A 22,126-nucleotide genomic window follows, 5' to 3' on the forward strand; every position below is an offset into this window, starting at 1 on the left:
CGGTAGGCCGGCTCATTCGGGCAGCAGGCCGAGGGCCTGGCGCAGTGCGGAGACCGCGGCGGCCTGGTCGAGGCGGGCCAGGGCATGCTGGCGGCGGGCATCGTCGGCATCGCGCTCGGCGAGCAGACGGGTCGGCAGATCGATTTCACCGAGGCGAAAGGCCTTGTCCATGAAGCCGCGGGCTTCGCCGGCCAGCCGGCTGCGCCGCTGTGCGGCATCGGCCTGGACCCGCGCGGCGTCGAGCTGCAGGCGGGCCAGGGCGATCTCGCCGTGCAGGCGCTGGCGCTCCAGGCGCGCCTGGGCTTCGGCCTCGATGGCCTGCGCCTCGGCGCTCGACTGCCTCAAGCGGGTGCGACTGGGCGAACCGAGCGGCACGCGCAGGCCCACGGTGATGCTCTGGTCGTAGGCCTCCCCGGGGTCGCGGCTGCGGGTGGTGGCAAGGGTCAGCTCGGGGTTGCCCTGGCGTTGCGCACGGCTGAGTTCGGCGGCGCGGCGGGCTGCCTCGGCGCGGTCGAGCAGGGCGCGGATCTGCGGATGCCGACCGTCCAGGCTGGCGAGTTCGCTGGGTACGCTGGGAAGCGCCTCGCCGCTGGCGTCGCCGTTGTCGCTTGGCGTGACGCCGGTCAGGCCATACAGGCGCTGACTGGCCAGAGCTTCGGCGCTGCGGCTGCGCGCCTGCTCGCTCTCGGCCTGGGCCAGGGCAGCGTCGGCCTGGTGCTGGTCGACGCGCGCCAGCTCGCCGGCCTGGAAGCGCCGCGCCACATCGGCTGCCAGCAGACGGGCATGCGCCAGTCGTTCCTCGCCCAGGCGGCGCTCTTCACGGGCGCGCTGCCACGCCCAGTAGCTGTCACGTACCTGAGCGGCCGTGCGCAACTGCGCTGCCACGGCCTGACTGTCGACCGCGCGCGACTGCGCATCGGCGAAGGCGCCGGCACGCCGGCGTTCGCCCGGCAGCCAGAGCGGGATCGCCAGGCCCAGGCTGTGCTCGCGCATGCCGTCGTTGCCATTCAACTGGTCGCCTTCGCTGGACAGCTCAAGCGCCAACGGCTCGGCGCTCCAACTGCGGGCGATTTCGCTGCCGGCCTGGGCGGCTGCCTGGTGGCTGGCCAGCGCCTGGGCCTCGGGTTGCTGCTGCCAGGCCAGCTCGAAGGCCTGTTGCAGGGTGAAGCTGGTTTCGCCGGCATGCGCCTGGCTGCCGCTCAGCAGAGCAAGCAGCGCACAGCGCAGCCAGCGTGATCGCGTGGATGGGTACATCCGATTCTCCAGTGATGAAAAGACACGGGGAATCGGCGAAACGGCGGGTGGTATCGGTGGCGAACCCGTTGGGGGCCGCGTCTGGAAATCCGGTCTTCGTCTCGCCGATCAGGCGAGCGGACGTATCACCGGGCGTTCCGGCGGGCTGGAGGGCCGGAACAGGGGCTGGGGTTCGCGGCTGACGAACAGGTCGGCACTGGGGAGGGTCGGCAGCAGCAGGGAGGTGCCCAGGGGCACCAGGCTGCCGGCGATGCAACTGTTGCAGTCGGCATAGGCCGCGCCCTCGGCGTGGGCGCTGTCGTCCTGCTGGTTATCGTCATGCTGGTGGGCGTGATGCCCGAGGTGCTGCGCCTGCTCGCCGCTTTCATGCTGGCAATAGCTGCCCAGTGCTGCCCAGCCGAGCTGCAGCGGCATCATCACCAGCAGAAGTATCGATATCCAGCGGCGCATGGCGTCTCGTCGGCCGTTGCAAAGCGCGCAAGCCTACCAGCCGACGCCGTGGAAATGAACGGGAATGTTTCGCACTCGCGCGATGAACGCGGCGTTCTCTACCGAGCGACCGTCGCGGCCGTGCCTGAACGCAGGGATTCTTAGGCCGCGAACCGCCCGTGCCAGCATCAGCACATGGACCAGAAGGTGTCAGCAGGTGGACGCCTGCCCAGGCACATGTGCCTGCTCCAGGTGAGGATCTGTCCCTGTTTTGCTAGGCCAGCGCCAGTACCTCGCCATCGGCGGGAATGAGCAGTCGCTCAGCGCTGCCTGCGTCCCTGGCGGCACGTGCCAACCCCGCCCGGGTAACAGGGCAGTGATTGATCGCCTCCAAGTGATTGGCAATGACGGTCCCGGCGCAAAGGCGCGTGAACTCGAGCACATCGCTCACGCCCATGATGATGTCGCCGCCCACATCGAAGCGCGCTCCACCCGCGGGTATCACACTCACCTGCGGCTGATGCTGGCGCACGAAGTCACGCACGCCGGGTGTCAGAATCGTATCGCCGGCCAGGTACAGGCTGGGCTCGCCAGGCAGCTCGATCAGATAGCCGACCCCATGCTCCATCAACCGGCCAACCACGCCTTCGCCATGGGTGCAGCGCACGCTGCGGATGACTCCGCCCAGAAAAGGCGTCGGTTCCCGGTGCCCTTCGGGCAATGGCTGGACGTTCAAACCCAGTTTCGCCAGATGAGCCGCGTCATGTGGCGTGCAGATGACGGGCGTCTGCCGCTGTTTCAACCAGCGGGTAGCTGCTCTGTCCAGATGATCGAAGTGACCTTTCTGGCAGTGGGTGATCAGGCAGTGGGTGATGGACTGCAGAACCTCGTGAGTCCCCTCGGGCAGTTCGACGGTCGGGTTTCTCTGGCGGTCCTTGAAGAACCGCAGTGAGGGCAGGGCTCCCTTGCGTGCCAGCATCGGGTCGACCAGGACACGGTTGTCACCGAGTTCGAGAATGATCGTGGCGTTGCGGATCTGCTGAATTTTCATCATGAGCCCCCTTGGTTGTGAGGACTCATGGTGCCGAGAGGGCGCGTTGTCCATAATGGCCGTACACGACATAAATGATTCATTTCCAGTCATGCCTACTACGCTACGAATCGGTCTTCTGCTCTTCCCCGGCTGCATGCCCGCAGGGCTTCTGGCCTTTGCGGATATGCTCCACGCCGCGAACCGACGAACCGGGCTCGCCCTGTTCGAAACACATTTCGTCGCCGCGCAGCCTGGTCCGGTCGACTGCGCCCATGGTCTGGTACTGGCGGCGAGTCACGGCCTGGCAGAGCTGCCTCTGGGGGCGGTACTGATCCCCGGCTTCTGGGCGGAGTCAGCACAGCAGGTGGAAGCGACCCTGGCTGATAACGCCTCGCTCCTGGCCAGCCTGGCGAAGCTTGGCAAACGCTGCCGCGTGTGGAGCTATTGCACAGGCGTCTGCCTGGCTGCGGCCAGTGGCCGCCTTGATGGGCAACCCGCCACGGCGACCTGGTGGTTGGCGGATGCGTTGCTTCTGCGCTATCCCAGGGTGTCCTGGCAGTACGAGCGGAACTGCGTCTTCACCGAGCGCACGGGCACCGCCAGTGGCGTCAACGGCTACCTGCCGCTTGCGCAGGCGCTGATCGAGCGGCAGGTCAGTGCAACGGTATTTCACGACCTCAACCGACTGATGGTGCTTCCGCGCCCAACCCAGGCGCACGGAGCCTTCCAGGCCCTCAGCCTCATCGAGCAGGCCAGCCCACTGCTGCGCAGGCTGCACACCCTGGTGCAAGGCTTGCCAGCCGAGCGGATCACCGTCCGCGCACTGGCGGAGGCGCTGGGGATGACCGAGCGAACACTGGCGCGCAAGGTCAGAGCGGAAACGGGCAGCGCAGTGGCGAGCTATGCACGCCGCATCAAGTTGAATCAGGTCAGCGAGCGCCTGATCCTGACCTCTGTCCCTCTCAAGACCATCAGCAGCGAGCTGGGCTTCAGCAGCGATTCCAATCTTCGGCGGATGTTCAAGGAGCTGACCGAGTTGACGCCGGCTCAGTACCGGCAACGATTTGCCCGGTTCTGAAGCCGTCGCAATCGAGGCAGAGGGCGTGCTGTTGAGTGGGTAGCCTGGCCGAGAGCAGCCGGCGTGTGGGAAAAGGGGGCAGCTCAATCCGTCCCCTTTTTCTTTTCTGTGTCAGCCGTCATCAGTCTGGGCCACATCCTTGGCCCCCAGCATCCTCGACAGAAGGAGGAATGCTTTGCTTATTGGCCTTCAGCGATCGGCTGTCAGCGGGACGTCAGTTATCAATGCGCTGGGCGGCCAAATTGCTCCCTGGCTTCTTCGGCGTCCTTTGTAAGAGATTTGAGCGAGGCATCAAATGATTTTTCATCCAGGTAGGTTGCGAACGCTATTGTCGCGCTCCCCAACTCATCCTGAGACATCCTTTTTTCAAGACTGGCTATATTGTCCGCGGCGGGCTTGTAACCGTTGTGATAGACAATTTTGTACCAAAAATAAGCCTTGACGTTGCTTTGCGCCACGCCGTCGCCTTTTTCGTACATGTCGGCAAGATTGAGTTGGCTGGTCATGGACCCTAGCTCTGCAGCCTGTTTGTACAGTTTGAATGCTTCACTTGGATCTTTGGGAACGCCTAAGCCTTGGTCGTAGAGTCGGCCCAGTCTCAGCATGGATCTTGTATCGTTGCTGGCGACGGATTTTCGATACCAATAGGCGGCCGACTTGAAGTCTTTTTGTATGCCTTGGCCATGTTCGAGCATGTAGGCGATTGAGTATTGGCTTTTGGGAAAGCCTTGCTCCGCTGATTTCATGTATAGCTGGGCGGCCTTTGCGTAATTCTTGGGCAGGGTGCTGCCTTTGTAGTAACGCTCGGCAATTTCGTATTGCGAGGGGGCGTGCCCAAGTCGGGACTTCATTTCAACTGTGTCCGGCTGGCTCCCGGCCAGCAGGCTATTGCTTGAAAGTAAGAGCAGTGCCGTAAGTGCGATGGTTTTCAGTTTCATGCGATTGAGTTCCTTGCCATATTCGCGGATTTTCGCAAGCCGAGAATGAGGTTCGTCTTTAACGCTGCGAGGCGGGATGGCCTGTTGGATAAGTAAGTCTGTTGCCGCAGTTGCGCAAGGCTCTACTTCAGGCGCACGTACCTTTCCGCGGTTTTGGTGGCCTCGTCATTTGCTGCCGCGATAATGTCTGGGTAGGGTATTGCAGACAGCAATCTATTCATGGGTTCCTCGGCTTCGGGAGCTCCCAGAAGGTAGGCCACCCGGTAGCACGTATAGGCGGCATATAGATCCTTGTAATACCCATGGCCCTCTTCCAGAAGTTTTCCGAGGTAGAGATATGCGATTGGAAGGCCTTTTTCTGCGGCAGTCGAATAGAACTTTGAGGCGAGAGAGTAGTCCTGGGGAACGCCTTGCCCATTTTCGTGAAGAATGCCGAGAGCTAGATAGCCCTTGTGATAGTCGTCGGCGGCCGCTTTCTCGTACCATTTTTTTGCAGAGACATAATCTACGGGCACGCCTTCGCCTTTGTGGTACATGCTTCCTACGAAGACCTGTGCGTCATGATGGCCGCTCTCTGCCAGCTTAAGGGCCCACTTCATTGCTTGTTGGTAGTCTTGTTCAACGCCGTTGCCGCGATAATATTTCATGGCTAATTCGCCTTGTGCCGACTCATCACCTTGCAGCGCCTTTTGCTGGACAAGAGAAAGATCATCAGAGGCGAAGGCCAGGCACGACGCGAGAGCCATTGTCATATTCAGGTAAATTAATAGAAACTTCATCTGACTTCCTTTTTTTAAAAAATGACCCTGGGTCGGTTGGCCCCGTGTGCCTCAATCTGCTCTTGGGGTGTCGTTGTGGCGGCTTTTCGCGCTGTCAGTGATACCTCGCATCGTCACCAAGCTGAAAAGCCTGTGAAGCCATGACGGAACCGGAACAGGCTCTTGCAATGTAGGGCGGCCTGCGAGAGCTGACAAACCGATATTTCCTGCATTGTGTCCGTCAACGCAATGCTCATCGACCACCGCGTGCTCATCTTGCCAGTACCACGCCGGCACGCCATTTGATCAGCGAATTCTCGGCGCTCCAAGCCTTGAGTGCCCTTCGTGCGTCGTTGCGGGGCATCAGTTCACACTAGGGGCTGCGGAAGAAAAGGGGAGAACGGGACAGGCTCACCTATCTGTCCAGCCCGCCTCTTTTCTGCTGAAAATAAATCTGTCCCCTTTAACCGTAATTACTGTTGTGTTGAACCCTTCATCAGGTGTGGGGGCAACAAAATACTTTGTAACTATCTTAAACATCTCTTCCGTATCAGTTGCCGCTCTCTGGGGCTGCTCTATCCGCCTTTTTGCAATTTGCTCCAAGCAAATGTCATCTGGCTGATCGATATAAATCAACTCATGAGGCGCCTGGATCTCAGAGAAAATGCTTTTAAACCACTCTCGTTGCGAAATTGTATTTGCAGGGAAGTCCATTACCACGTTGGTTCCTGCTGCCAAGATCGACTGAGTCAGCTTCTTCATTTGAGGCTTGAGTCGACCAGAATATTTTACGTAATCTTCCAATGTCTGGATGCTGTCCGGATAAATAGAGGCAAGCCACTCGTCTTCAGAAAGCAGTACGGCGTTTTGCTTATGAGAAACTTCAAGAGACTTTGTGGTTTTGCCTGCTCCCATTTTTCCACAGAAAAATGTCAATACTCCTTTGTTCATTTTTTTGCCTCATGGCGCATAACGATTGTGTTCAATCGCAGTTTGTAAGTAGCGCGTTGCGATAAGCTCTGTGCAGCAATTCGCCAAATGCGCTATTTACAAACTATCGAGTGGAAGCGCGAACCGCCGGAATGGTGTTGGAGTACCTTATTAGTCATTTGTAATTTCTTTGGCAATTACAAAGCCATAAAAGCCAATCGCTGATGTTATTTCCCAAGCCTTAAATTCGTTATTTTTTAGATGCGCTGCATAACTAGCCATGTCCGACTTCCAATGCTTAACCCCGTACATTTGGCTCCACTTTGTTATTCTGGTTGAGTGTTTGGATAAAAGTACCTCTATAGAAATTTCTTCTATGCCAGTGATTATGGGAACAGTTGTATTGATGATGTGATGAAGTGCTACACCTTTAAATTTTATAAGGCTTTTGTCTGCATCCTCGCCGGGACGCGCATAAACCAAATTGAAGGTAATGGATTCCCCAAGTTCGAACACTTCGTAGCTTTCAAGGTGATAGTCGTGATATTTCATATGTTCCTAACGCGAAGCTAAGCGGCGCCCTGAAAAGGGCGCCCAGTGGGGGCCTTAGGCCGTAGCGAACTTTAGCACCATGCTAGCGCTGACCCACTATCGGAGCCGGGTGCCGTCTGGATTAACAGCATCTTCGTCAAGTCTGTTTGGATAGTACGGTTTCTTTGCGTCGAGTTCATAAAACAGTATTCCGTGGATGCCCATTACTTCTGACTTGCGAACGGGGCGCGTCCATATATTTTTGAAGGCGTCATCCAGCGCTTGCTCCGCGTGACGCTCAAGAACTTCATCAATAAACGCTACGTTAGTCCCCTCCGGAAAGACAAGAGAAAACTCATCGTCAGTCGCGGCGAAGATGTCATATACGCAATTAACCGCTCCATCGATTACCTGAATATTCTTCATCGACATCCCTAGCCCTGACGTTTGGTTAAGGGGCGGAGTTTAGCCCGTCCCAGTGAGCGCAGCGAACAGTTTTAGCCACTAGTTAGGTACGGTTCGATAACTGCAGCAGGAGTTCACTTATATCTTTTTTAAGCTCTAAGTCATTTGTGGTGACGGCAGCTTCATTTGCCTGCGCTGCAAAATATTTGGCTTGATCCAAGCTGCCTAGTTCTAGATAAGCCTCGGCCATTGCTAGGCATATGGATGAAGTGTATTCATATAGTTCTGCTGAAACAGCGTAGCCTAGTGCTTTTCTGTAGAACTTGAGCGCTATAGATTTATCACTTGTAAAATCGCCAAGTGTCTCCCATTGGAACGGGTGGTTTATTTCAGCCTTTTCGCTGTCCTCGCATAATTCCACTAATTCTTGATAGGCCGACCATACAGTCCTCTGATCATCGACCTCAGAAGCACTAACTATTTTCAGAACTATTTCATGCACCTCGTTGTAGAGTTTTGGTTTCATGCTGAAAATCTAGCGTTTGGCTAAGGGAGCGGCTATGCCGGTCCCGAGTGAGCGGAGCGAACGACTTGAGCCAATTGTTAGGCTCAATACTGGGTTGAGTTCTGATGCCATGAACGACACTGTTTTCTACCCTAACAAGTTTTATCGGTGCCAGAGCGCCTGAGGGTTCTGGCGATGAAATGAACAATGCCGAAGTAGGTCGGCCACACTAGCCACCAATAGGTTTGATGGATTTGACTAAACATGTGGCTCCATTGTTTTGGGTTGGACCAGTCTTTATCGGCTGTGTCGTCGATGAATTTGTATGTCATAACGCCTCCGGCATCATTTATACGCCACTTGATGGCCTCTGCTATGCCATCAATATTTGGGAATACAAGGGCTCCGTAGGCAATGATTGTTATGAATAGAATGGATGTGGTTATAGCGCTCTGACGCTTGGTTAGTATTGCAGTGCAAATAGAAAGAAGTAGGAGTGTGACTAGATGGCTCATGTCTGCTTTTGTGCCTAACGTTTGGTTAAGGGGCCGGCTTTAGCTCGTCCCAGTGAGCGCAGCGAACGTTTTGAACCAATTGTTAGGGGCATTTAGCCTTCGCTGACACCTTCATTATTCCAATATTTCCAATTACCTATTTGTTCGCCTGCTTGGTATTCGCCTTCGGCAGCTAGTTTGCCATTTTCGTGAAAGTCACGCCAAAGCCCTTGCTCCGAACCATGCTCATAATTTCCTTCTGAAGCAATTTTTCCATTAGGATGGTACGCAACAAATAGGCCGTATCTTATCCATCGTGATTCATCCGAGGATAAGTAGCGAGAGTAACGGAATTTGATTTTTCCGTTCTCATATGGAATTTCTGCAATTTGCAGGTCAGCCATGTGGTGCCTCTAACGCCCGGCTTTGGGGCGGACTTGTAGCTGCATAGCAGCGGAAAGGCCGTCCCAGCCCCGAAGGGGCGACAACAGCCGTTTGTTATGTGCTTTCATCTTGCTTGCCTTTCCGTGTAGCAAATGAGATTCCCAGTGTTCCACTTGCTATTGCGCCTAGAAGGGCTGCAATTGCCGATTCAGATAATATCTTCGAGACCGCAAGAATGAAAACTACACAGGTAAGAAGGAATACAGCAAAGATTTTCAAAAGAATCTCTGGAGGCAGGATAAATTTTATTTCACCTGTTGTTTTGCTGTTCGTAATGACAAGCACAACGAACATCACGGTGAGACAAATAAATGGGATTGCCATAAAGCCAAGATAAAACCACATATCATTTTCCATACTTATTGCCCACTCCTTCAATATCTAAATAATTCACCAGTATCGGCGAGCACATAACGTTTGGTTAAGGGGCGGGCTTTAGCCCGTCCCAGTGAGCGTAGCGAACGGTTTGAACCAATTGTTATGCGTTTAACCGAACAGACCAGAGATTGCACTAGTTATGCCTTCGACTATCGCAAGGACGCCATCGACTATTGCTTCGAGAGTACCTAATAGTATTTCTAATGGGCCGTCATCGCTGAGAACAACAGGTGTTGCTACGCCTGCAATAGAAAATGCTACAGCAGCCATAGCAACAGAATGGAAGCCCGCTACTAGAATGTAAATCACGGATGACAGAAGTAGAGTTACGCCGAGTGCATTAAAGACTCTGAGGCCAAGTGGTCTTTTGGTTTTCTGCTTCATTTACTCTCCATGTATAACTGAATGCCAAATTGCCGTAGGCGCATAACAGTGATTAGATAGCGCGCTGCATTAATACATAACGCTAGCGTGCGGTATAACTCCGGATTTCCAGAGTTCCTTCTATTCAAAATACCCTTTGAAAACAGCGCCTTGGCCGACCTCTTCGGCGCGGTTCCGTATTCGCTTGACTGCTGTCTTTCGTGAATCCATTACACCAGGGCGATGAAGCGGGTTGCGCTCCTCAGTAGCGCCTGGCGGAAAGCTGTGTCTTGGGTGGTAGCGGGAAGATGACGGCGATCCTTTCCGGTAGGTGGGTGCTGCACTTCCTTGCTGATCGGAGGTTAGATCAGTGCGGTAACTACGCTCAAGCGTTTAGCCGTATTTGTATGGGGTTGTTGGCAGGGCAAGGGCGCGGGGGGAGGGCTGGCTGCTGTCGAGTCGGGCGGAAAGTGGACCGGAAAGGGATGGATTTAATTGGTCGTCCAGATCACCTGTTTTCGGCTCCAGCACCCTTGCATATCCCTGATCGCCTCGATCCTGCCGGCCACTCTGCCGCCCCGCGCTGGCCGCTCCGCCTCCCGCCCTTTATGCTGCGTGGCTTCGTGTTCGCTTAGCCTGGCAGCTGCATCGCTCCCGCCGGGTCGCAAGGATCATTGGATGCTGTTGATTCACCATCGCTCTCGCGGGGTTGCCCGTGACCTTTGACTGGGCCTTTCTGCTCGGCACTTTGCCGGCGTTCTTCCGCGCGCTGGGGTTGACCGTCGAGCTTGGGCTGATCGCCATCGCCACCTCCTCGCTGGTGGCGTTGCTCTGCAGCAGTGTGCTGTTGTTGCGGCTGCCGGTGCTGGGTGTGCTGGTACGTGCCTATGTGGAGCTGGCGCGCAATACGCCGCTGCTGATCCAGCTGTTCTTCATCTATTTCGCGTTGCCGAGCCTGGGGCTGAAGCTGTCCGGCTACAGCTCGGCGATTGTCGCGCTGACCTTCATGGGCGGCGCCTACCTGACCGAGGTGTTGCGCGCCGGCATCGAGGCGGTGCCGCGCACGCAGGTCGAGGCGGGGATGGCGATAGGTCTGTCGCGCTGGCAGCTGTTTCGCCATGTGATCCTGCCGCAGGCGGGCGTCTTCAGCCTGCCGGCGCTGTTCGCCAACTTCATCTTCCTGGTCAAGGAAACCACCGTGGTCTCGGCGGTGGCCGTGCCGGAGCTTTTGTACACCACCAAGAACTACATCGGGCTGTATTCGAAAACCTACGAGATGCTGGCGGTGATGACCGCGCTCTGCGTGCTGCTGTTCGTGCCGCTGTCGCTGCTGTTTCGCGCGCTGGAAAGGAGGTTGCGGCATGCCCAGTTCGGGTCTTGAACTGCTCTGGCAGGTGGCGCCGCAACTGGGTCGTGGCGCGATCCAGACGCTGGCGATCGCCCTGGCGGCGATCCTCTGCAGCACCCTGGGCGGGCTGCTCTATGGCGTGCTCGGCTCGCTCGGCCGGCGCGCACTGGACGCGCTGCTGCGCTTCTATCTGGAGCTGTTCCGGGCGATTCCGCTGCTGGTCTGGCTGTACCTGTTCTTCTTCGGCCTGCCGCTGCTGACCGGGGTGAGTCTGTCGAGCTTTGCCTGCGCGGTACTGGTGCTGTCTTTGTGGGGCGCCAGCGAGGTCGGCGAGGTGGTGCGCGGCGGGCTGCAATCGCTGCCGCGGGCGCAGCGGGAGGCCGGCCTGGCGCTGGGTCTGAGCACCTGGCAGCTGTATCGCCTGGTGCTGATACCGCAGGCGCTCAAGCGCATGACGCCGCCGACCATCAACGTCTATACGCGCCTTATCAAGGGCAGCTCGCTGGCGGTGCTGATCGGCGTGATCGAGGTGATCAAGGTCGGCCAGCAGATCATCGAGCGCACCCATGAACATGTGCTGATCTACGGCACGCTGTTCGTGTTCTTTTTCCTCATCTGTTACCCGCTGTCGCTCGCCTCGCGCGCGCTGGAGCGGCGCTGGAGTTACGCATGAGCGCGTTGATCGAACTGTCCGGCTTCAGCAAGCGCTTCGGCGATACCCAGGTGCTGCGCGAGATCGACCTGCGCGTCGAGCGCGGCGAAGTGGTGGTGATCATCGGTCCCAGCGGCTGCGGCAAGAGCACGCTGCTGCGTTGCCTGAACGGGCTGGAGATCGGCGAGGGCGGGCTGCAGTTTGCCGGCGAGGCGCTGGATGCCGGCAGCGACTGGAGCCGGGTGCGCCAGCGCATCGGCATGGTGTTCCAGAGCTACCAGCTGTTCCCGCACATGACGGTGCTGGAGAACATCCTGCTCGGGCCGCTGCAGGTGCAGAAGCGCGCGCGGGCCGAGGTGCAGGCGCAGGCCGAGGCGCTGCTGACGCGGGTCGGGCTGGGCGAGCGGGCCGGCGCCTATCCGCGCGAGCTGTCGGGCGGGCAGCAGCAGCGCATCGCCATCGTCCGCGCGCTGTGCATGAATCCCGAGGTGATGCTGTTCGACGAGGTGACCGCGGCGCTCGACCCGGAGATGGTCAAAGAGGTGCTGGATGTCATCCTCGACCTGGCCGACGGCGGCATGACCCTGCTGATCGTCACCCACGAGATGGCCTTCGCCCGCGCCGTGGCCGATCGAATCCTGTTCATGGATGAAGGTCGGATTGCCGAGGAGGGCGAGCCGCAGGCGTTCTTCAGCGCGCCGCGCACGGCCCGCGCACAACAGTTTCTCGAACGTTTTTCCTATCTGCAGAACGTGCCGCGGCGCAAGTGAGCGCCGGCCGATTGCTGCTTCACACAAGGAATCGACAATGATCGTCCGATTGAAAACCTGGGTAGCGGTTGCGCTATTGGCGCTGGCGGGCTGCGGCGCGGATGACGGCGAGCGCCAGGACAGCCTGCAGCTCATCCGCGAGCGCGGCCATCTGATCGCCGGCGTGTTCACCGACAAGCCGCCGTTCGGCTATGTCGACGAACAGGGCGACTACGTCGGCTACGACACCGATCTGGCCAGGCACCTGGCCAAACGCCTGCTCGGCGATGAGAGCAAGGTGGAGTTCGTGGCGGTCGATCCGGCCAGCCGGGTGCCGATGCTGCAGAGCGGCAAGGTCGACCTGATTCTCGCCAACATGACGGTCACGCCCGAGCGTGCGGGCGTGGTCGACTTCACCTACCCGAACCTGCAGGTGGCGGTGCAGGCGCTGGTGCGCGACGACAGCGGCATCCAGCGCTTCGCCGACCTGGCCGGGCGCACGGTGATCGTCACCAGCGGCACCACGGCCGATCTCTGGCTGACCCAGAACCATCCGCAAATGAACCTGCTCAAGTACGAGCGCACCTCGCTGTCGCTGCAGGCGCTGGCGGACGGGCGGGGCGATGCCTACGTGCAGGACAACATCGTCCTGTACGGCTGGACCAAGCAGCATCCCGGCTATCGCGTGCTGGACGATCAGCTGGGTGGCGTGGCGCCCGTTGCCCCGGCGGTGCGCAAGGGCAATCGGGTGCTGCGCGACTGGTTGAACGGCGAGTTGCAGGCGATGACCCGCGAGGGCGTGATGCTCACGCTCTACGATCGCTACCTGCGCAGCCAGTTGCCGGACGACATGGACCCGCAGCGGCTGCTGATGGATGCCGGCGCCGAGTAGGGCCGCAGCCGACGTCCATTCGCACTTGATCGCAGGCTGCGGTGACCCATTTTTGGGCGCTGCGCCTGGTGCAAGCACCAGCTCACACCTTGCAGGTGGCCGCCGGTCTTTTCCGCGCGCGGCCATCGGGCGCGGTCATCGTTTGTTCATCTCCCCTTGCCAGGCTGTCGGCAGCCGTGGTCATGCCGTGGGTCAGTCGCGACGAGGAACTTATTTTCGCCGAGACGACTCTTTTGGCACGGTCCTTGTTTTCAAGGCAGTCATAGGCCCTTTGTCTGGAGGAATACCGGATGGACGAATATCAGGAAGAAATACTCGAATACCGTGCCTGGGAGCAGGACGCCGGCGAGCCGGCGGAAGACGCCACCGAGCTGTGATCAGCCGGTGTGGCGCTGGCTGCGGCGGAACTCTCCCGGCGTTCGCCCGCTCCAGCGCTTGAAGGCACGCTGGAACGCCTCGGCCGAGGCGAAACCCAGCAGAAAGGCGATCTCGCCGAACGCAAGTTCAGTATCGCGAATGTAGGTCAGCGCCAGATCCCGGCGCGTGTCGTTGAGAATCTCGCGGTAACCGCTGCCTTCCTCGGCCAGCTTGCGGCGCAGTGTCCAGGCGGGCAGCTGCAGCTTGGCGGCGATCTCGGCAAGATCCGGCTCGCGACCCTTGAGCAGGGGGCCGAGCAGCCGGGTCACCCGCTCGCTCAGGCTGCGGGTGCGGGTCAGTTGCTCCAGTGCGTGCTCGGCCAACTCCAGCAACTGCCGCCAGGTACTCGGGCAGTGCAGCGGGTTGCGCAAAGCCAGGCTGTCGCGGTCCAGGCGCAGCTGATTGATGCCCTTGTCGAATTCCGCCGGGCAGCCGAAGAACTCGGCGTAGCGCGCGGCGTAGTCGGGTGCGGCAAATTCGATCTGGACCTTTTCCGCCTTCAGCTCGCAGCCGGCCAGTTGGCCCAGCTGACCCAGCCAGCTGGCCATCACCGAGTCGACCACGAAGCGGTTGTAGGCGTTGTACGGGCTGATCGAATAGAAGCGCAGCCAGGCGCCCTGGCTGTCTTCGGCGAAGCTCGACTGGCCACGGTAGTTCTGCGCGTAGAGCGGCTCGAAACGGATCAGCGCGCGGGCCGCCTCGCGCACCGTGGGTGCCTGCGCCGCAGTCACCCCGGCCAGACCCAGCTGGTTCATCCGGCTGACGCGGCTCATCAGCAGGCCGATGGCGGGTTCCTGGGCCAGCTGGATGGCGGCGTGGCCCAGGCGCATGTAGCGCGGAATCGACAGGCGCCCGTGCGCCTCGGCCAGGCGCGCGGCATCCAGGCCGTATTGTTCGAGCAGCGGTTCGGGAGGGATTGCCAGTGCGCGCAGGGTATCGGCAAGGCTCTGCACGAAGCCGACCGACAGATCACCCAGGCGCACCCGCGCGGCTTTCACCGTGGCGCGATCCAGATGTTGATCAGGTGGCTGCCGGGCTCGGCGCTGGCCTGTTCTGCCTGGGTCGGCGTCAGCTCGATATCGCGCGACGCGCCGCCAATCGGCCAGCTGAGCTTGCCGCGCAGGAACAGCGGCGGCGAGCTGCTTTCATCCGGTAGACGCACCTGGCTTTGCGGATAGCCTGGCTGCCAGCTGCGCTCGATGGCGATGATCCCGGCGGCATGCGGGATCTGCTGCCGGGCGTCGTGCGCCTGCCACGGCCAGTCTTCCTCATAGGGCTCGCCGAGCAGGCTACCGTCGGCGGCAAAGGCCAGGCTCAGGTTGCGCAGGGCGCCGTCGCCACTGTGCAGCTCGCCGTCACGCAGTTGCGGCTCGGGCAGCAGGATCGAGCCGGCCACCAGGGCGACCTCGTATTCGCGCGCCAGGCCGCTGAACAGCGTCTGGTAGTCCTGCGCCATGCCTTCGGCCTTCATCCGCAGCAGGGCTTCGTCGAGGCGGTCGGCATCCAGGTTCTCCAGCAGCACGCGCACGGCGAGCAACGGATTGCCCAGCAGCAGCCAGTCGCGCACCTCCTGCCGCGTGCGCGCGCGATAGAACTCCGGCTTCTCGTCGCGGGCCAGCAGCCAGGTGCCGATGTGCTCGGGGAATACCACCAGGGTGTCGCTGCCGAGCAGACCTTCATCACGGGCGCGATCTAGCGCAGCGGCCAGCTTCAGGCGCAGGTGGGCCGGGCTCTGGTAGTCGAGCGGGAACAGTTGCGGGCGGATCAGCAGCAGATTGCCGGCGCTCCGTTCGGGCTGCGGTTCGCCATGGGTATGGCTGCGCAGGTCGGACAGGTAGTGGGCGGAAGGGCGCAGGTCGGCCCAGTAGAGAAAGCCGCCGATGCCGGCAAGGACCAGCAGCAGGATCAGCAGCGAGGCGAGTTTGCGCATGCGGTGTGCGGGCTCCGGGCTGACGGTCGGGAAATGGAGGGGCCGTCAGGAGGGGCAAAGGGTAGGGCGCCTAAAGCAGCTTGCCAAGGGTGGCCTGTTCATTTTGATCAGCAAGTTGTCGTTTTGGATCATTGAGGGCGCCGCTTCGCCTGACTATCGTCTGCTCACAAACTGATCGCTGCCCGTCGAGGTGGCGACCGGCGCTGCCTGTTCGGCAGTCGCCAACCCCGTGAAGCTTCAGCCTGGAGATAGTCATGACCGCCACCCCCTTCCCGCATCTGCTGGCCCCGCTCGACCTGGGCTTCACCACCCTGAAGAACCGTACCCTGATGGGCTCGATGCACACCGGCCTGGAAGAGAAGCCGGACGGCTTCGAGCGCATGGCGGCCTATTTCGCCGAGCGCGCCCGTGGCGGCGTCGGCCTGATGGTCACCGGCGGCATCGGCCCGAACGAGGAAGGTGGCGTGTACCAGGGCGCCGCCAAGCTGACCACCGACGCGGAAGCCGACAAGCACCGTATCGTCACCCGCGCGGTGCACGAGGCGGGCGGCAAGATCTGCATGCAGATCCTCCACGCCGGCCGTTATGCCTATAACCCCAAGCAGGTCGCCCCCAGCGCGATCCAGGCGCCGATCAACCCGTTCAAGCCCAACGAGCTTGACGAGGCGGGCATCGAGAAGCAGATCGCCGACTTCGTCACCTGCTCGTTGCTGGCGCAGCAGGCCGAGTACGACGGCGTCGAGATCATGGGTTCCGAAGGCTACTTCATCAATCAGTTCCTCGCCGCCCACACCAACCAGCGCACCGACCGCTGGGGTGGCAGCTACGAGAACCGCATGCGCCTGCCGGTCGAGATCGTCCGTCGCGTGCGCGAGGCGGTGGGGCCGAACTTCATCATCATCTATCGCCTGTCGATGCTCGATCTGGTCGAGGGCGGCAGCACCTGGGAAGAAATCGTCACCCTGGCCAAGGCCATCGAGGCGGCCGGTGCGACCCTGATCAACACCGGCATCGGTTGGCACGAGGCGCGCATCCCGACCATCGCCACCAAGGTGCCGCGCGCAGCCTTCACCAAGGTCACCGCCAAGCTCAAGGGCGAGGTGCAGATCCCGCTGATCACCACCAACCGCATCAACACCCCGGAAATCGCCGAGCAGGTGCTGGCCGAGGGTGATGCCGACATGGTCTCGATGGCGCGACCGTTCCTCGCCGACCCGGACTTCGTCAACAAGGCCGCGGCCGGCCGCAGCCAGGACATCAACACCTGCATCGGCTGCAACCAGGCCTGCCTGGACCACACCTTCGGCGGCAAGCTGACCACCTGCCTGGTCAACCCGCGTGCCTGCCACGAGACCGAGCTCAACTACATCCCTACCGCCAAGGTGAAGAAGATCGCCGTGGTCGGCGCCGGCCCGGCCGGGCTGTCCGCGGCCACCGTCGCTGCCGAGCGTGGCCACAGCGTGACCCTGTTCGATTCGGCGGCCGAGATCGGCGGCCAGTTCAACGTCGCCAAGCGCGTGCCGGGCAAGGAAGAGTTCTACGAGACCCTGCGCTACTTCGCCAATCGCCTGCAGCAGGTGGGCGTCGATCTGCGCCTGAACACCCGTGTCGATGTCGATGCGCTGGTTGCCGGCGGCTTCGACGAGATCATCCTGGCCACCGGTATCCAGCCGCGTACCCCGGCGATCCCCGGTATCGAGCATCCCAAGGTGATCGGCTACCTGGACGCGATCCTGGCGCGCAAGCAGGTCGGCAAGAAGGTCGCGGTGATCGGTGCCGGTGGCATCGGCTTCGACGTCTCCGAGTTCATCACCCATGACGGCGCCTCCACCAGCCTGGACCGCGAGGCGTTCTGGAAGGAGTGGGGCATTGATCTGGGGCTCGAAGCGCGCGGCGGCATTGCCGGCGTCAAGCCGCAACCGCACGCTCCGGCGCGCGAGGTCTATCTGCTGCAGCGCAAGAAGACCAAGGTGGGCGACGGCCTGGGCAAGACCACCGGCTGGATTCATCGCACCGGCCTCAAGAACAAGAACGTGCAGATGCTCAACAGCGTCGAGTACCTCAAGGTCGACGATGCCGGGCTGCACATCAGCATCGCCGGTGGCGAGCCGCAGGTTCTGCCGGTCGATACCATCATCGTCTGCGCAGGCCAGGACCCGCTGCGCGAGCTGCACGACGGCCTGGTTGCCGCCGGCCAGCAGGTGCACCTGATCGGTGGCGCGGATGTCGCCTCCGAGCTGGATGCCAAGCGCGCGATCAACCAGGGTTCGCGTCTGGCCGCAGGGCTCTGATGCTGAGGGGCGGTTCGCCGCCCCTGTTCGACCGGACCGCATCACCCGGCTGACGGCGCTGCCGACTGCGGCCGGGTCTTCTCTCGTGAAGGAGGTTTCATGGACGCCACACCCGCACTGCATCCCGCCGCCCAGGCCAGCCTGCAACGCTGGCACCAGATGGTCGAGGCCGTCGATCTCTCCACGCTGCATGAACTGCTCGAACCCGGCGCGGTGTTCCGCTCGCCGATGGCCTTCAAGCCATACCAGGGCGCGCCCATGGTCAACCTGATCCTCAATACCGTGATCAAGGTGTTCGAGGATTTCGTCTATCACCGCCAGCTGGCCAGCGCCGACGGCCTCAGCGTGGTGCTGGAATTCAGCGCGCGGGTGGGCGAGCGGGAGCTCAAGGGCATCGACATGATCCGCTTCGACGAGCAGGGACTGATCCGCGAATTCGAGGTGATGATCCGGCCGATGAGCGGGCTGCAGGCCCTCGGCGAGGAGATGGGGCGCCGCCTGGCGCCCCTGCTGGCAGCCGCACGCTGAGTGGTTGGCGCGGCTTGGGCGTCGTCCGGCGCCTGCCGCGCTTTTTGTGACCGCATTCGATGCTGCGGTCGCGTTCCTTGCAGGATCGAAAGCACCGATCCACCAAGCCCGTCACACTTTCACCGTGGTGCAGGTCTCCTTTGCCGCAGGAGCCGGACGAGTGCCAACGGAGTCACATTGCCACCGTCTCCTTTTCCCCTAGACTTGCCCGAGCGTGCGAGAAAGCGCCTGATTTTTCAGCGTTTCTGCCGAGTAGAAAACCCAGCCTGCAATGTGAAGCGGGCGCTCATCCGGGACTAGAGAGAAAAGCATGAGCATTCAGAGCAAACCGCAGATGGTTGAAGCCGTCATGTTCTTCAGTGAACAGGGTGGCGTCTGCAAGGAAATGCTCTTCCCGGAATTCGAGGCGCTGCTCGATGGCGTGGTCAACCTGCCCGAGTACGCCGACAAGCAGATGCGCGTCGTCTACGTGCTGATCAATCCGCGCCTGATGGTGCGCGCGGCGGTGTTCTTCCTGATCGACTTCGACGAGAAGGGCTCCACCGACAGCGGCTGGAACATCCCGCTGCGCCATCTTGCCGACCGCGCCGGACGCGGCCCGGACCTGGGTGCCGGCCCCATCCGCCTGGCTTGCCGCAGTCAGTGCCCGGTGTCCTGGCACCAGATGCACCTGTGGGACCCGAGCCTGGTGCCGGGCAAGAACGACCTGGTGCTGCTGCGCGACGCGGTCAGGCGCAATCACCTGGGGTTGCTGGTCGAGGACGAGCCGCAATCGGTTACCGCCGATCGCCTGCAGATGGTTTCCGAAGACAAGTGGTACGCCGCGGCCCCCTCCAAGGAGGCCGCCGACAAAGTGGCCGAGAAGCTCGATCAGGAACACCGGGCGAAGACCGCACAGCTGATCAAGCAGCAGCGCCTGCGCATCGCCAGCCTGACCCAGCAGCACGAGGAGGAACTGGCCAAGTTTCGTCTGGCCGGCGAAGAGAACGCCAAGTCGCTGCAGATCGAGATCCACAACCTGCATCAGGCGCTGCGCCAGCAGGAGGAGCTCAACGCCAGCCTGAAGGAGGAGCTCAACGCCCAGGCCGATACCTTCCAGCAGACGCGTGAGGAGATGACCCAGCGCCTGCAGGAGCTGGAGCGCCATGGCCAGAGCGAGTCCGGTGCGCTGCGCCGCCAGTTCGAGAGCGAGATGCAGGCCAAGATCGCCGCGGCGGTGGCCGAGTACAAGGAGCAGGTCGCCATCCGCGACGTCGAGCTGGCCTACCGCGCCGAGCAGGACGCGCAGCAGCTCAAGGAGCTGGAAAAACTCAAGCGCGAGCGTGACACCTACGCCAGCCAGGGCGGCGAGCAGATCCTCGAACGGCTTTCCAAGCTCGGCGTGGTCTTCGTCGTCTACCATCCGGGCGCCGGTCACCTGACCATCCCGCTGCAGGACATCGCCCGCTACCAGGACAATCCGCTCGGCTACGCGGCGGCCAAGTGCTTCGTCTCCGAAGACCAGTACCGGCACTGGCTGGCGCACTACCAGAAGCCGGCCTGCGAAGCGAAGCTGGCCAACGGCGACGCTTGTGGCATGCCCATCGACCGGGTGGACTCGCCCAGCCGCTTCGTCGTCGGCGACTCCAACTGCTGCAACCGTCACAAGACCGCCACCCGCCTGCGCACCGTCAGCTGACCTTGAGCGGAAACGTTGCCCGGCTGCCGCGCGCGCCGCTGCAGCGCTTGCAGCTCGACTGGCTGCAAGGGACGGCGGTCGAGCTGGCCATCCTGCGGCTGGATCTGATCGACCCGCTGCTCGGCGGCAACAAGTGGTTCAAGCTGTCCGGCCATCTGCAGCAGGCGCGTCTGGCCGGCGCTGACTGCCTGGCCAGCCTGGGTGGGGCACACTCCAATCATCTGCATGCGCTGGCCGCGACGGCCCGGCACTGCGGTTTTTCTTCCCTCGGCCTGCTGCGCGGACACCCGCAGGACACTCCCACGGTGCGCGACCTGCAGGCGTTCGGCATGCAACTGCACTGGCTTGGTTACGGCGGCTATCGCGAGCGCCATCGCGAGGACTTCTGGGATGCCTGGCGGGCGCGCCATCCGCGTCTGTACTGCATCGACGAGGGCGGTGCCGGGCTGCTCGGCGCGCGTGGTTGCGAGGTGCTGGTGGAGCAGGCACGTGGCCAGCTTCAGGACGTCGGCTGGGGCGGCTACGACGGTTGGTGGCTGGCGGCCGGGACGGGAACCACGCTGGCCGGGCTTGTGCTTGGTGAGAATGGCCAGCACCCGGTTCACGGCGCCACGGCCGTACCGTCGGGGCATGGCGTCGAGCGCCGGGTGGCGGAGATTCTGCGTGAGGCGGGCTGTGCCGATGCGGGCTATCGTCTGCTGGATGGCAGCCGCGGCGCGTTTGGCAAAGTTGATGCGGAGTTGGCAGGCTTCATTCGGCAATGCGAGCACAATGGCGTGCCACTGCTCGACCCGCTGTACACCGCTAAAGCATTGATGGCGTTGCGCTATCAGGTGCTCGGCGGTTACTTTGCTCCGGGTACCCGGCTGATCTTCGTGCATAGCGGCGGTCTGCAGGGGCGCAGGGCCATGGAGCCTCGTCTGGAGGCGTTGGCGGGGCCCGTCGACTCGTTCGATATTCAACCTGCGGAGCAGGCGTTACATGAATGAACCCTTGAATCCGGAACAGCTGCGCAGCCTCACGCCACTTAACGTGTTGTCCGAGCAGCAGTGGCGCGAACTGCGCAGCCAACTGGTGCCACAGCATCTGCTGGCCGGACAGGTGCTGTTTCGCCAGGGCGATCAGGCGCATCTGACCTACTACCTGCTGACCGGCGAGTTGCAGCTGATTTCCCTGGATGGCAGCGAGGAAGTGCTGCGTGCCGGCAGCGAAGCCAGCTGCCATCCGCTGTCACCGAGCGTGCCGCGCCTGCATGAAGCGCGTGCGCTGACCTCGATCAGCGTGCTGGCGCTGGAAAGCTCCACGCTCAATCGCCTGCTCACCTGGCGTCTGGCCTATCAGGATCTGCTGCTGGAACTCGGCGCCGCTGGCGAGGACGTCGAGTGGATCGAGTCGCTGCTGGAAAATCCACTGTTCCACAAGGTGCCGCCGTCCAACGTCAAGGCGATGCTCGACCGCCTGCAGCCGCTGTCGGTCGTGGCCGGCGATCGGGTGCTGCAGCAGGGCGAGCAGGGCGATTGCTGCTTTTTTCTGAAGAGCGGCCGGGCCGAGGTGATCCGTGATGAAGGCGGTGCTCGCCAGGTACTGGCGGAGCTGGAGGTGGGGGCCTGCTTTGGCGAGGAGGCGCTGCTGGCCGACCGCCCGCGCAATGCCAGCGTGACCATGCTCGACGACGGCATGGTGCTGCGCCTGGATCGCCAGGACTTCTTTGCGCTGCTCAAGGCGCCGGTGGTCAATGAGGTTTCGCTGGGTGAGGCGACCCGTCTGCTCAGCCAGGGCGCGCAATGGCTGGACGTGCGCCTGCAGGAAGAGTACGAGCGTGCGCACGCGCTGCAATCGCTGCACATGCCGCTGCAGCTGCTGCGTCTGAAGGCGCGTCTGCTCGATCCGCAGCGCACCTATCTGTGTTATTGCGACAGCGGCAAGCGCAGCGCCAACGCGGTCTTCCTGTTGTCGCAGATGGGGTTCTCCGCCTATCTGCTGCGTGATGGCCTCGACGCACTGCCGGCCATCCAGCGCGATGGACTGCTGTGTGAAAGCGGATCGGGATACCTGGCGCGCTCGGGCGGCCGCACCGAGCGCAGCCGCTAGCTGATCGGCA

General features: G+C 61.4%; 24 protein-coding genes. 10 read left to right on the forward strand and 14 right to left on the reverse strand.

Features of this window, described 5'->3' with window-relative positions; genetic code table 11:
- Positions 1–12 precede the first annotated feature (12 nt).
- The 3 genes from DBO85_RS18375 to DBO85_RS18385 all read right to left on the reverse strand — a co-directional run bounded on the left by DBO85_RS18375 (position 13) and on the right by DBO85_RS18385 (position 2,734).
- On the reverse strand, positions 13–1,254 hold the full coding sequence (locus DBO85_RS18375) for a TolC family protein (RefSeq protein WP_108109189.1): 1,242 nt from the start codon (positions 1,252–1,254) through the stop codon (positions 13–15).
- A gap of 108 nt (positions 1,255–1,362) precedes the next feature.
- Positions 1,363–1,704, reverse strand: coding sequence for a DUF2946 domain-containing protein (locus tag DBO85_RS19330; protein ID WP_177429804.1), 342 nt, complete (start codon positions 1,702–1,704; stop codon positions 1,363–1,365).
- Between the two features lie 253 nt (positions 1,705–1,957).
- A complete protein-coding gene (locus tag DBO85_RS18385) occupies positions 1,958–2,734 on the reverse strand; it encodes an MBL fold metallo-hydrolase (RefSeq protein WP_108109191.1) in 777 nt (258 codons plus the stop codon).
- A gap of 1 nt (position 2,735) precedes the next feature.
- Here DBO85_RS18385 and DBO85_RS18390 point away from each other — a divergent pair, with 1 nt between their 5' ends.
- Positions 2,736–3,794 carry a GlxA family transcriptional regulator gene (locus DBO85_RS18390; RefSeq protein ID WP_233356646.1) on the forward strand — a complete coding sequence of 353 codons (1,059 nt, stop codon included), beginning with the start codon at positions 2,736–2,738 and terminating at the stop codon, positions 3,792–3,794.
- A gap of 221 nt (positions 3,795–4,015) precedes the next feature.
- Here the strand turns inward: DBO85_RS18390 and DBO85_RS18395 are convergent, their stop codons facing one another.
- The 9 genes from DBO85_RS18395 to DBO85_RS18425 form a co-directional block, all read right to left on the reverse strand.
- A complete protein-coding gene (locus DBO85_RS18395) occupies positions 4,016–4,732 on the reverse strand; it encodes a tetratricopeptide repeat protein (RefSeq protein ID WP_108109195.1) in 717 nt (238 codons plus the stop codon).
- A gap of 122 nt (positions 4,733–4,854) precedes the next feature.
- The gene (locus DBO85_RS18400; protein ID WP_108109197.1) at positions 4,855–5,511 is read right to left on the reverse strand and encodes a tetratricopeptide repeat protein; all 657 of its coding nucleotides are present in this window, start codon (positions 5,509–5,511) and stop codon (positions 4,855–4,857) included.
- A 390-nt stretch (positions 5,512–5,901) separates the two neighbouring features.
- Complete coding sequence (locus DBO85_RS18405) at positions 5,902–6,441, reverse strand: AAA family ATPase (protein ID WP_108109199.1); 540 nt, start codon at positions 6,439–6,441, stop codon at positions 5,902–5,904.
- 150 nt (positions 6,442–6,591) lie between these two features.
- Positions 6,592–6,972 (reverse strand): hypothetical protein, encoded by a 381-nt coding sequence (locus DBO85_RS19160; RefSeq protein ID WP_146168222.1) that lies wholly within the window; start codon positions 6,970–6,972, stop codon positions 6,592–6,594.
- A 96-nt stretch (positions 6,973–7,068) separates the two neighbouring features.
- On the reverse strand, positions 7,069–7,377 hold the full coding sequence (locus DBO85_RS18410) for a hypothetical protein (protein ID WP_108109201.1): 309 nt from the start codon (positions 7,375–7,377) through the stop codon (positions 7,069–7,071).
- A gap of 82 nt (positions 7,378–7,459) precedes the next feature.
- Complete coding sequence (locus tag DBO85_RS19165) at positions 7,460–7,882, reverse strand: tetratricopeptide repeat protein (RefSeq protein WP_146168223.1); 423 nt, start codon at positions 7,880–7,882, stop codon at positions 7,460–7,462.
- 586 nt (positions 7,883–8,468) lie between these two features.
- A complete protein-coding gene (locus DBO85_RS18415; RefSeq protein ID WP_108109203.1) occupies positions 8,469–8,759 on the reverse strand; it encodes a toxin-antitoxin system YwqK family antitoxin in 291 nt (96 codons plus the stop codon).
- Between the two features lie 94 nt (positions 8,760–8,853).
- The gene (locus tag DBO85_RS18420; protein ID WP_233356647.1) at positions 8,854–9,156 is read right to left on the reverse strand and encodes a hypothetical protein; all 303 of its coding nucleotides are present in this window, start codon (positions 9,154–9,156) and stop codon (positions 8,854–8,856) included.
- A 129-nt stretch (positions 9,157–9,285) separates the two neighbouring features.
- Complete coding sequence (locus tag DBO85_RS18425) at positions 9,286–9,561, reverse strand: hypothetical protein (protein ID WP_108109205.1); 276 nt, start codon at positions 9,559–9,561, stop codon at positions 9,286–9,288.
- A gap of 694 nt (positions 9,562–10,255) precedes the next feature.
- On the opposite strand from DBO85_RS18425, the gene DBO85_RS18430 reads away from it, so the two are divergent.
- The 4 genes from DBO85_RS18430 to DBO85_RS18445 are packed head-to-tail and all read left to right on the forward strand — an operon-like array spanning position 10,256 to position 13,181.
- Complete coding sequence (locus DBO85_RS18430) at positions 10,256–10,921, forward strand: amino acid ABC transporter permease (protein ID WP_108109206.1); 666 nt, start codon at positions 10,256–10,258, stop codon at positions 10,919–10,921.
- Positions 10,902–11,561: an amino acid ABC transporter permease gene (locus DBO85_RS18435; RefSeq protein WP_108109208.1), complete on the forward strand. Its 660-nt coding sequence runs from the start codon at positions 10,902–10,904 to the stop codon at positions 11,559–11,561. Before DBO85_RS18430 ends, DBO85_RS18435 begins: the two co-directional genes overlap by 20 nt.
- Complete coding sequence (locus DBO85_RS18440) at positions 11,558–12,310, forward strand: amino acid ABC transporter ATP-binding protein (protein WP_108109210.1); 753 nt, start codon at positions 11,558–11,560, stop codon at positions 12,308–12,310. Before DBO85_RS18435 ends, DBO85_RS18440 begins: the two co-directional genes overlap by 4 nt.
- A gap of 37 nt (positions 12,311–12,347) precedes the next feature.
- Positions 12,348–13,181 (forward strand): transporter substrate-binding domain-containing protein, encoded by an 834-nt coding sequence (locus DBO85_RS18445; RefSeq protein WP_108109212.1) that lies wholly within the window; start codon positions 12,348–12,350, stop codon positions 13,179–13,181.
- A 377-nt stretch (positions 13,182–13,558) separates the two neighbouring features.
- Here DBO85_RS18445 and DBO85_RS18450 read toward each other — a convergent pair whose 3' ends face one another.
- Together DBO85_RS18450 and DBO85_RS18455 are read right to left on the reverse strand one after the other, a co-directional pair.
- Entirely contained in the window at positions 13,559–14,596 is a 1,038-nt protein-coding gene (locus tag DBO85_RS18450) for an AraC family transcriptional regulator (RefSeq protein ID WP_108109214.1), read from the reverse strand.
- Positions 14,593–15,528 (reverse strand): carbon-nitrogen hydrolase family protein, encoded by a 936-nt coding sequence (locus DBO85_RS18455; protein ID WP_108109216.1) that lies wholly within the window; start codon positions 15,526–15,528, stop codon positions 14,593–14,595. The genes DBO85_RS18450 and DBO85_RS18455 overlap by 4 nt, the downstream gene beginning before the upstream one ends.
- Before the next feature lie 254 nt (positions 15,529–15,782).
- Here DBO85_RS18455 and DBO85_RS18460 point away from each other — a divergent pair, with 254 nt between their 5' ends.
- From DBO85_RS18460 to DBO85_RS18480, 5 genes are all read left to right on the forward strand, one after another.
- Entirely contained in the window at positions 15,783–17,819 is a 2,037-nt protein-coding gene (locus DBO85_RS18460; protein ID WP_108109218.1) for an NADPH-dependent 2,4-dienoyl-CoA reductase, read from the forward strand.
- 99 nt (positions 17,820–17,918) lie between these two features.
- A complete protein-coding gene (locus tag DBO85_RS18465; RefSeq protein ID WP_108109220.1) occupies positions 17,919–18,347 on the forward strand; it encodes a nuclear transport factor 2 family protein in 429 nt (142 codons plus the stop codon).
- Between the two features lie 310 nt (positions 18,348–18,657).
- On the forward strand, positions 18,658–20,025 hold the full coding sequence (locus DBO85_RS18470) for a chromosome partitioning protein ParA (protein WP_108109222.1): 1,368 nt from the start codon (positions 18,658–18,660) through the stop codon (positions 20,023–20,025).
- Positions 20,026–20,027: 2 nt separating this feature from the next.
- Positions 20,028–21,014: a 1-aminocyclopropane-1-carboxylate deaminase/D-cysteine desulfhydrase gene (locus DBO85_RS18475; RefSeq protein ID WP_108109224.1), complete on the forward strand. Its 987-nt coding sequence runs from the start codon at positions 20,028–20,030 to the stop codon at positions 21,012–21,014.
- A complete protein-coding gene (locus tag DBO85_RS18480; protein WP_108109226.1) occupies positions 21,007–22,116 on the forward strand; it encodes a cyclic nucleotide-binding domain-containing protein in 1,110 nt (369 codons plus the stop codon). Before DBO85_RS18475 ends, DBO85_RS18480 begins: the two co-directional genes overlap by 8 nt.
- Positions 22,117–22,126: the final 10 nt, after the last annotated feature.

Origin of the sequence: Pseudomonas mangrovi (assembly GCF_003052585.1) — a bacterium.
GTDB lineage: Bacteria > Pseudomonadota > Gammaproteobacteria > Pseudomonadales > Pseudomonadaceae > Aquipseudomonas > Aquipseudomonas mangrovi.

What these genes read in the sequence shown, in the direction of transcription:
- DBO85_RS18375 (WP_108109189.1), bottom strand. Translation starts at nt 1,254, where the DNA reads ATGTACCCATCCACGCGATCACGCTGGCTGCGCTGTGCGCTGCTTGCT.
- DBO85_RS19330 (WP_177429804.1), bottom strand. Translation starts at nt 1,704, where the DNA reads ATGCGCCGCTGGATATCGATACTTCTGCTGGTGATGATGCCGCTGCAG.
- DBO85_RS18385 (WP_108109191.1), bottom strand. Translation starts at nt 2,734, where the DNA reads ATGAAAATTCAGCAGATCCGCAACGCCACGATCATTCTCGAACTCGGT.
- DBO85_RS18390 (WP_233356646.1), top strand. Translation starts at nt 2,736, where the DNA reads ATGAGCCCCCTTGGTTGTGAGGACTCATGGTGCCGAGAGGGCGCGTTG.
- DBO85_RS18395 (WP_108109195.1), bottom strand. Translation starts at nt 4,732, where the DNA reads ATGAAACTGAAAACCATCGCACTTACGGCACTGCTCTTACTTTCAAGC.
- DBO85_RS18400 (WP_108109197.1), bottom strand. Translation starts at nt 5,511, where the DNA reads ATGAAGTTTCTATTAATTTACCTGAATATGACAATGGCTCTCGCGTCG.
- DBO85_RS18405 (WP_108109199.1), bottom strand. Translation starts at nt 6,441, where the DNA reads ATGAACAAAGGAGTATTGACATTTTTCTGTGGAAAAATGGGAGCAGGC.
- DBO85_RS19160 (WP_146168222.1), bottom strand. Translation starts at nt 6,972, where the DNA reads ATGAAATATCACGACTATCACCTTGAAAGCTACGAAGTGTTCGAACTT.
- DBO85_RS18410 (WP_108109201.1), bottom strand. Translation starts at nt 7,377, where the DNA reads ATGAAGAATATTCAGGTAATCGATGGAGCGGTTAATTGCGTATATGAC.
- DBO85_RS19165 (WP_146168223.1), bottom strand. Translation starts at nt 7,882, where the DNA reads ATGAAACCAAAACTCTACAACGAGGTGCATGAAATAGTTCTGAAAATA.
- DBO85_RS18415 (WP_108109203.1), bottom strand. Translation starts at nt 8,759, where the DNA reads ATGGCTGACCTGCAAATTGCAGAAATTCCATATGAGAACGGAAAAATC.
- DBO85_RS18420 (WP_233356647.1), bottom strand. Translation starts at nt 9,156, where the DNA reads ATGGAAAATGATATGTGGTTTTATCTTGGCTTTATGGCAATCCCATTT.
- DBO85_RS18425 (WP_108109205.1), bottom strand. Translation starts at nt 9,561, where the DNA reads ATGAAGCAGAAAACCAAAAGACCACTTGGCCTCAGAGTCTTTAATGCA.
- DBO85_RS18435 (WP_108109208.1), top strand. Translation starts at nt 10,902, where the DNA reads ATGCCCAGTTCGGGTCTTGAACTGCTCTGGCAGGTGGCGCCGCAACTG.
- DBO85_RS18440 (WP_108109210.1), top strand. Translation starts at nt 11,558, where the DNA reads ATGAGCGCGTTGATCGAACTGTCCGGCTTCAGCAAGCGCTTCGGCGAT.
- DBO85_RS18445 (WP_108109212.1), top strand. Translation starts at nt 12,348, where the DNA reads ATGATCGTCCGATTGAAAACCTGGGTAGCGGTTGCGCTATTGGCGCTG.
- DBO85_RS18455 (WP_108109216.1), bottom strand. Translation starts at nt 15,528, where the DNA reads ATGCGCAAACTCGCCTCGCTGCTGATCCTGCTGCTGGTCCTTGCCGGC.
- DBO85_RS18460 (WP_108109218.1), top strand. Translation starts at nt 15,783, where the DNA reads ATGACCGCCACCCCCTTCCCGCATCTGCTGGCCCCGCTCGACCTGGGC.
- DBO85_RS18465 (WP_108109220.1), top strand. Translation starts at nt 17,919, where the DNA reads ATGGACGCCACACCCGCACTGCATCCCGCCGCCCAGGCCAGCCTGCAA.
- DBO85_RS18470 (WP_108109222.1), top strand. Translation starts at nt 18,658, where the DNA reads ATGAGCATTCAGAGCAAACCGCAGATGGTTGAAGCCGTCATGTTCTTC.
- DBO85_RS18480 (WP_108109226.1), top strand. Translation starts at nt 21,007, where the DNA reads ATGAATGAACCCTTGAATCCGGAACAGCTGCGCAGCCTCACGCCACTT.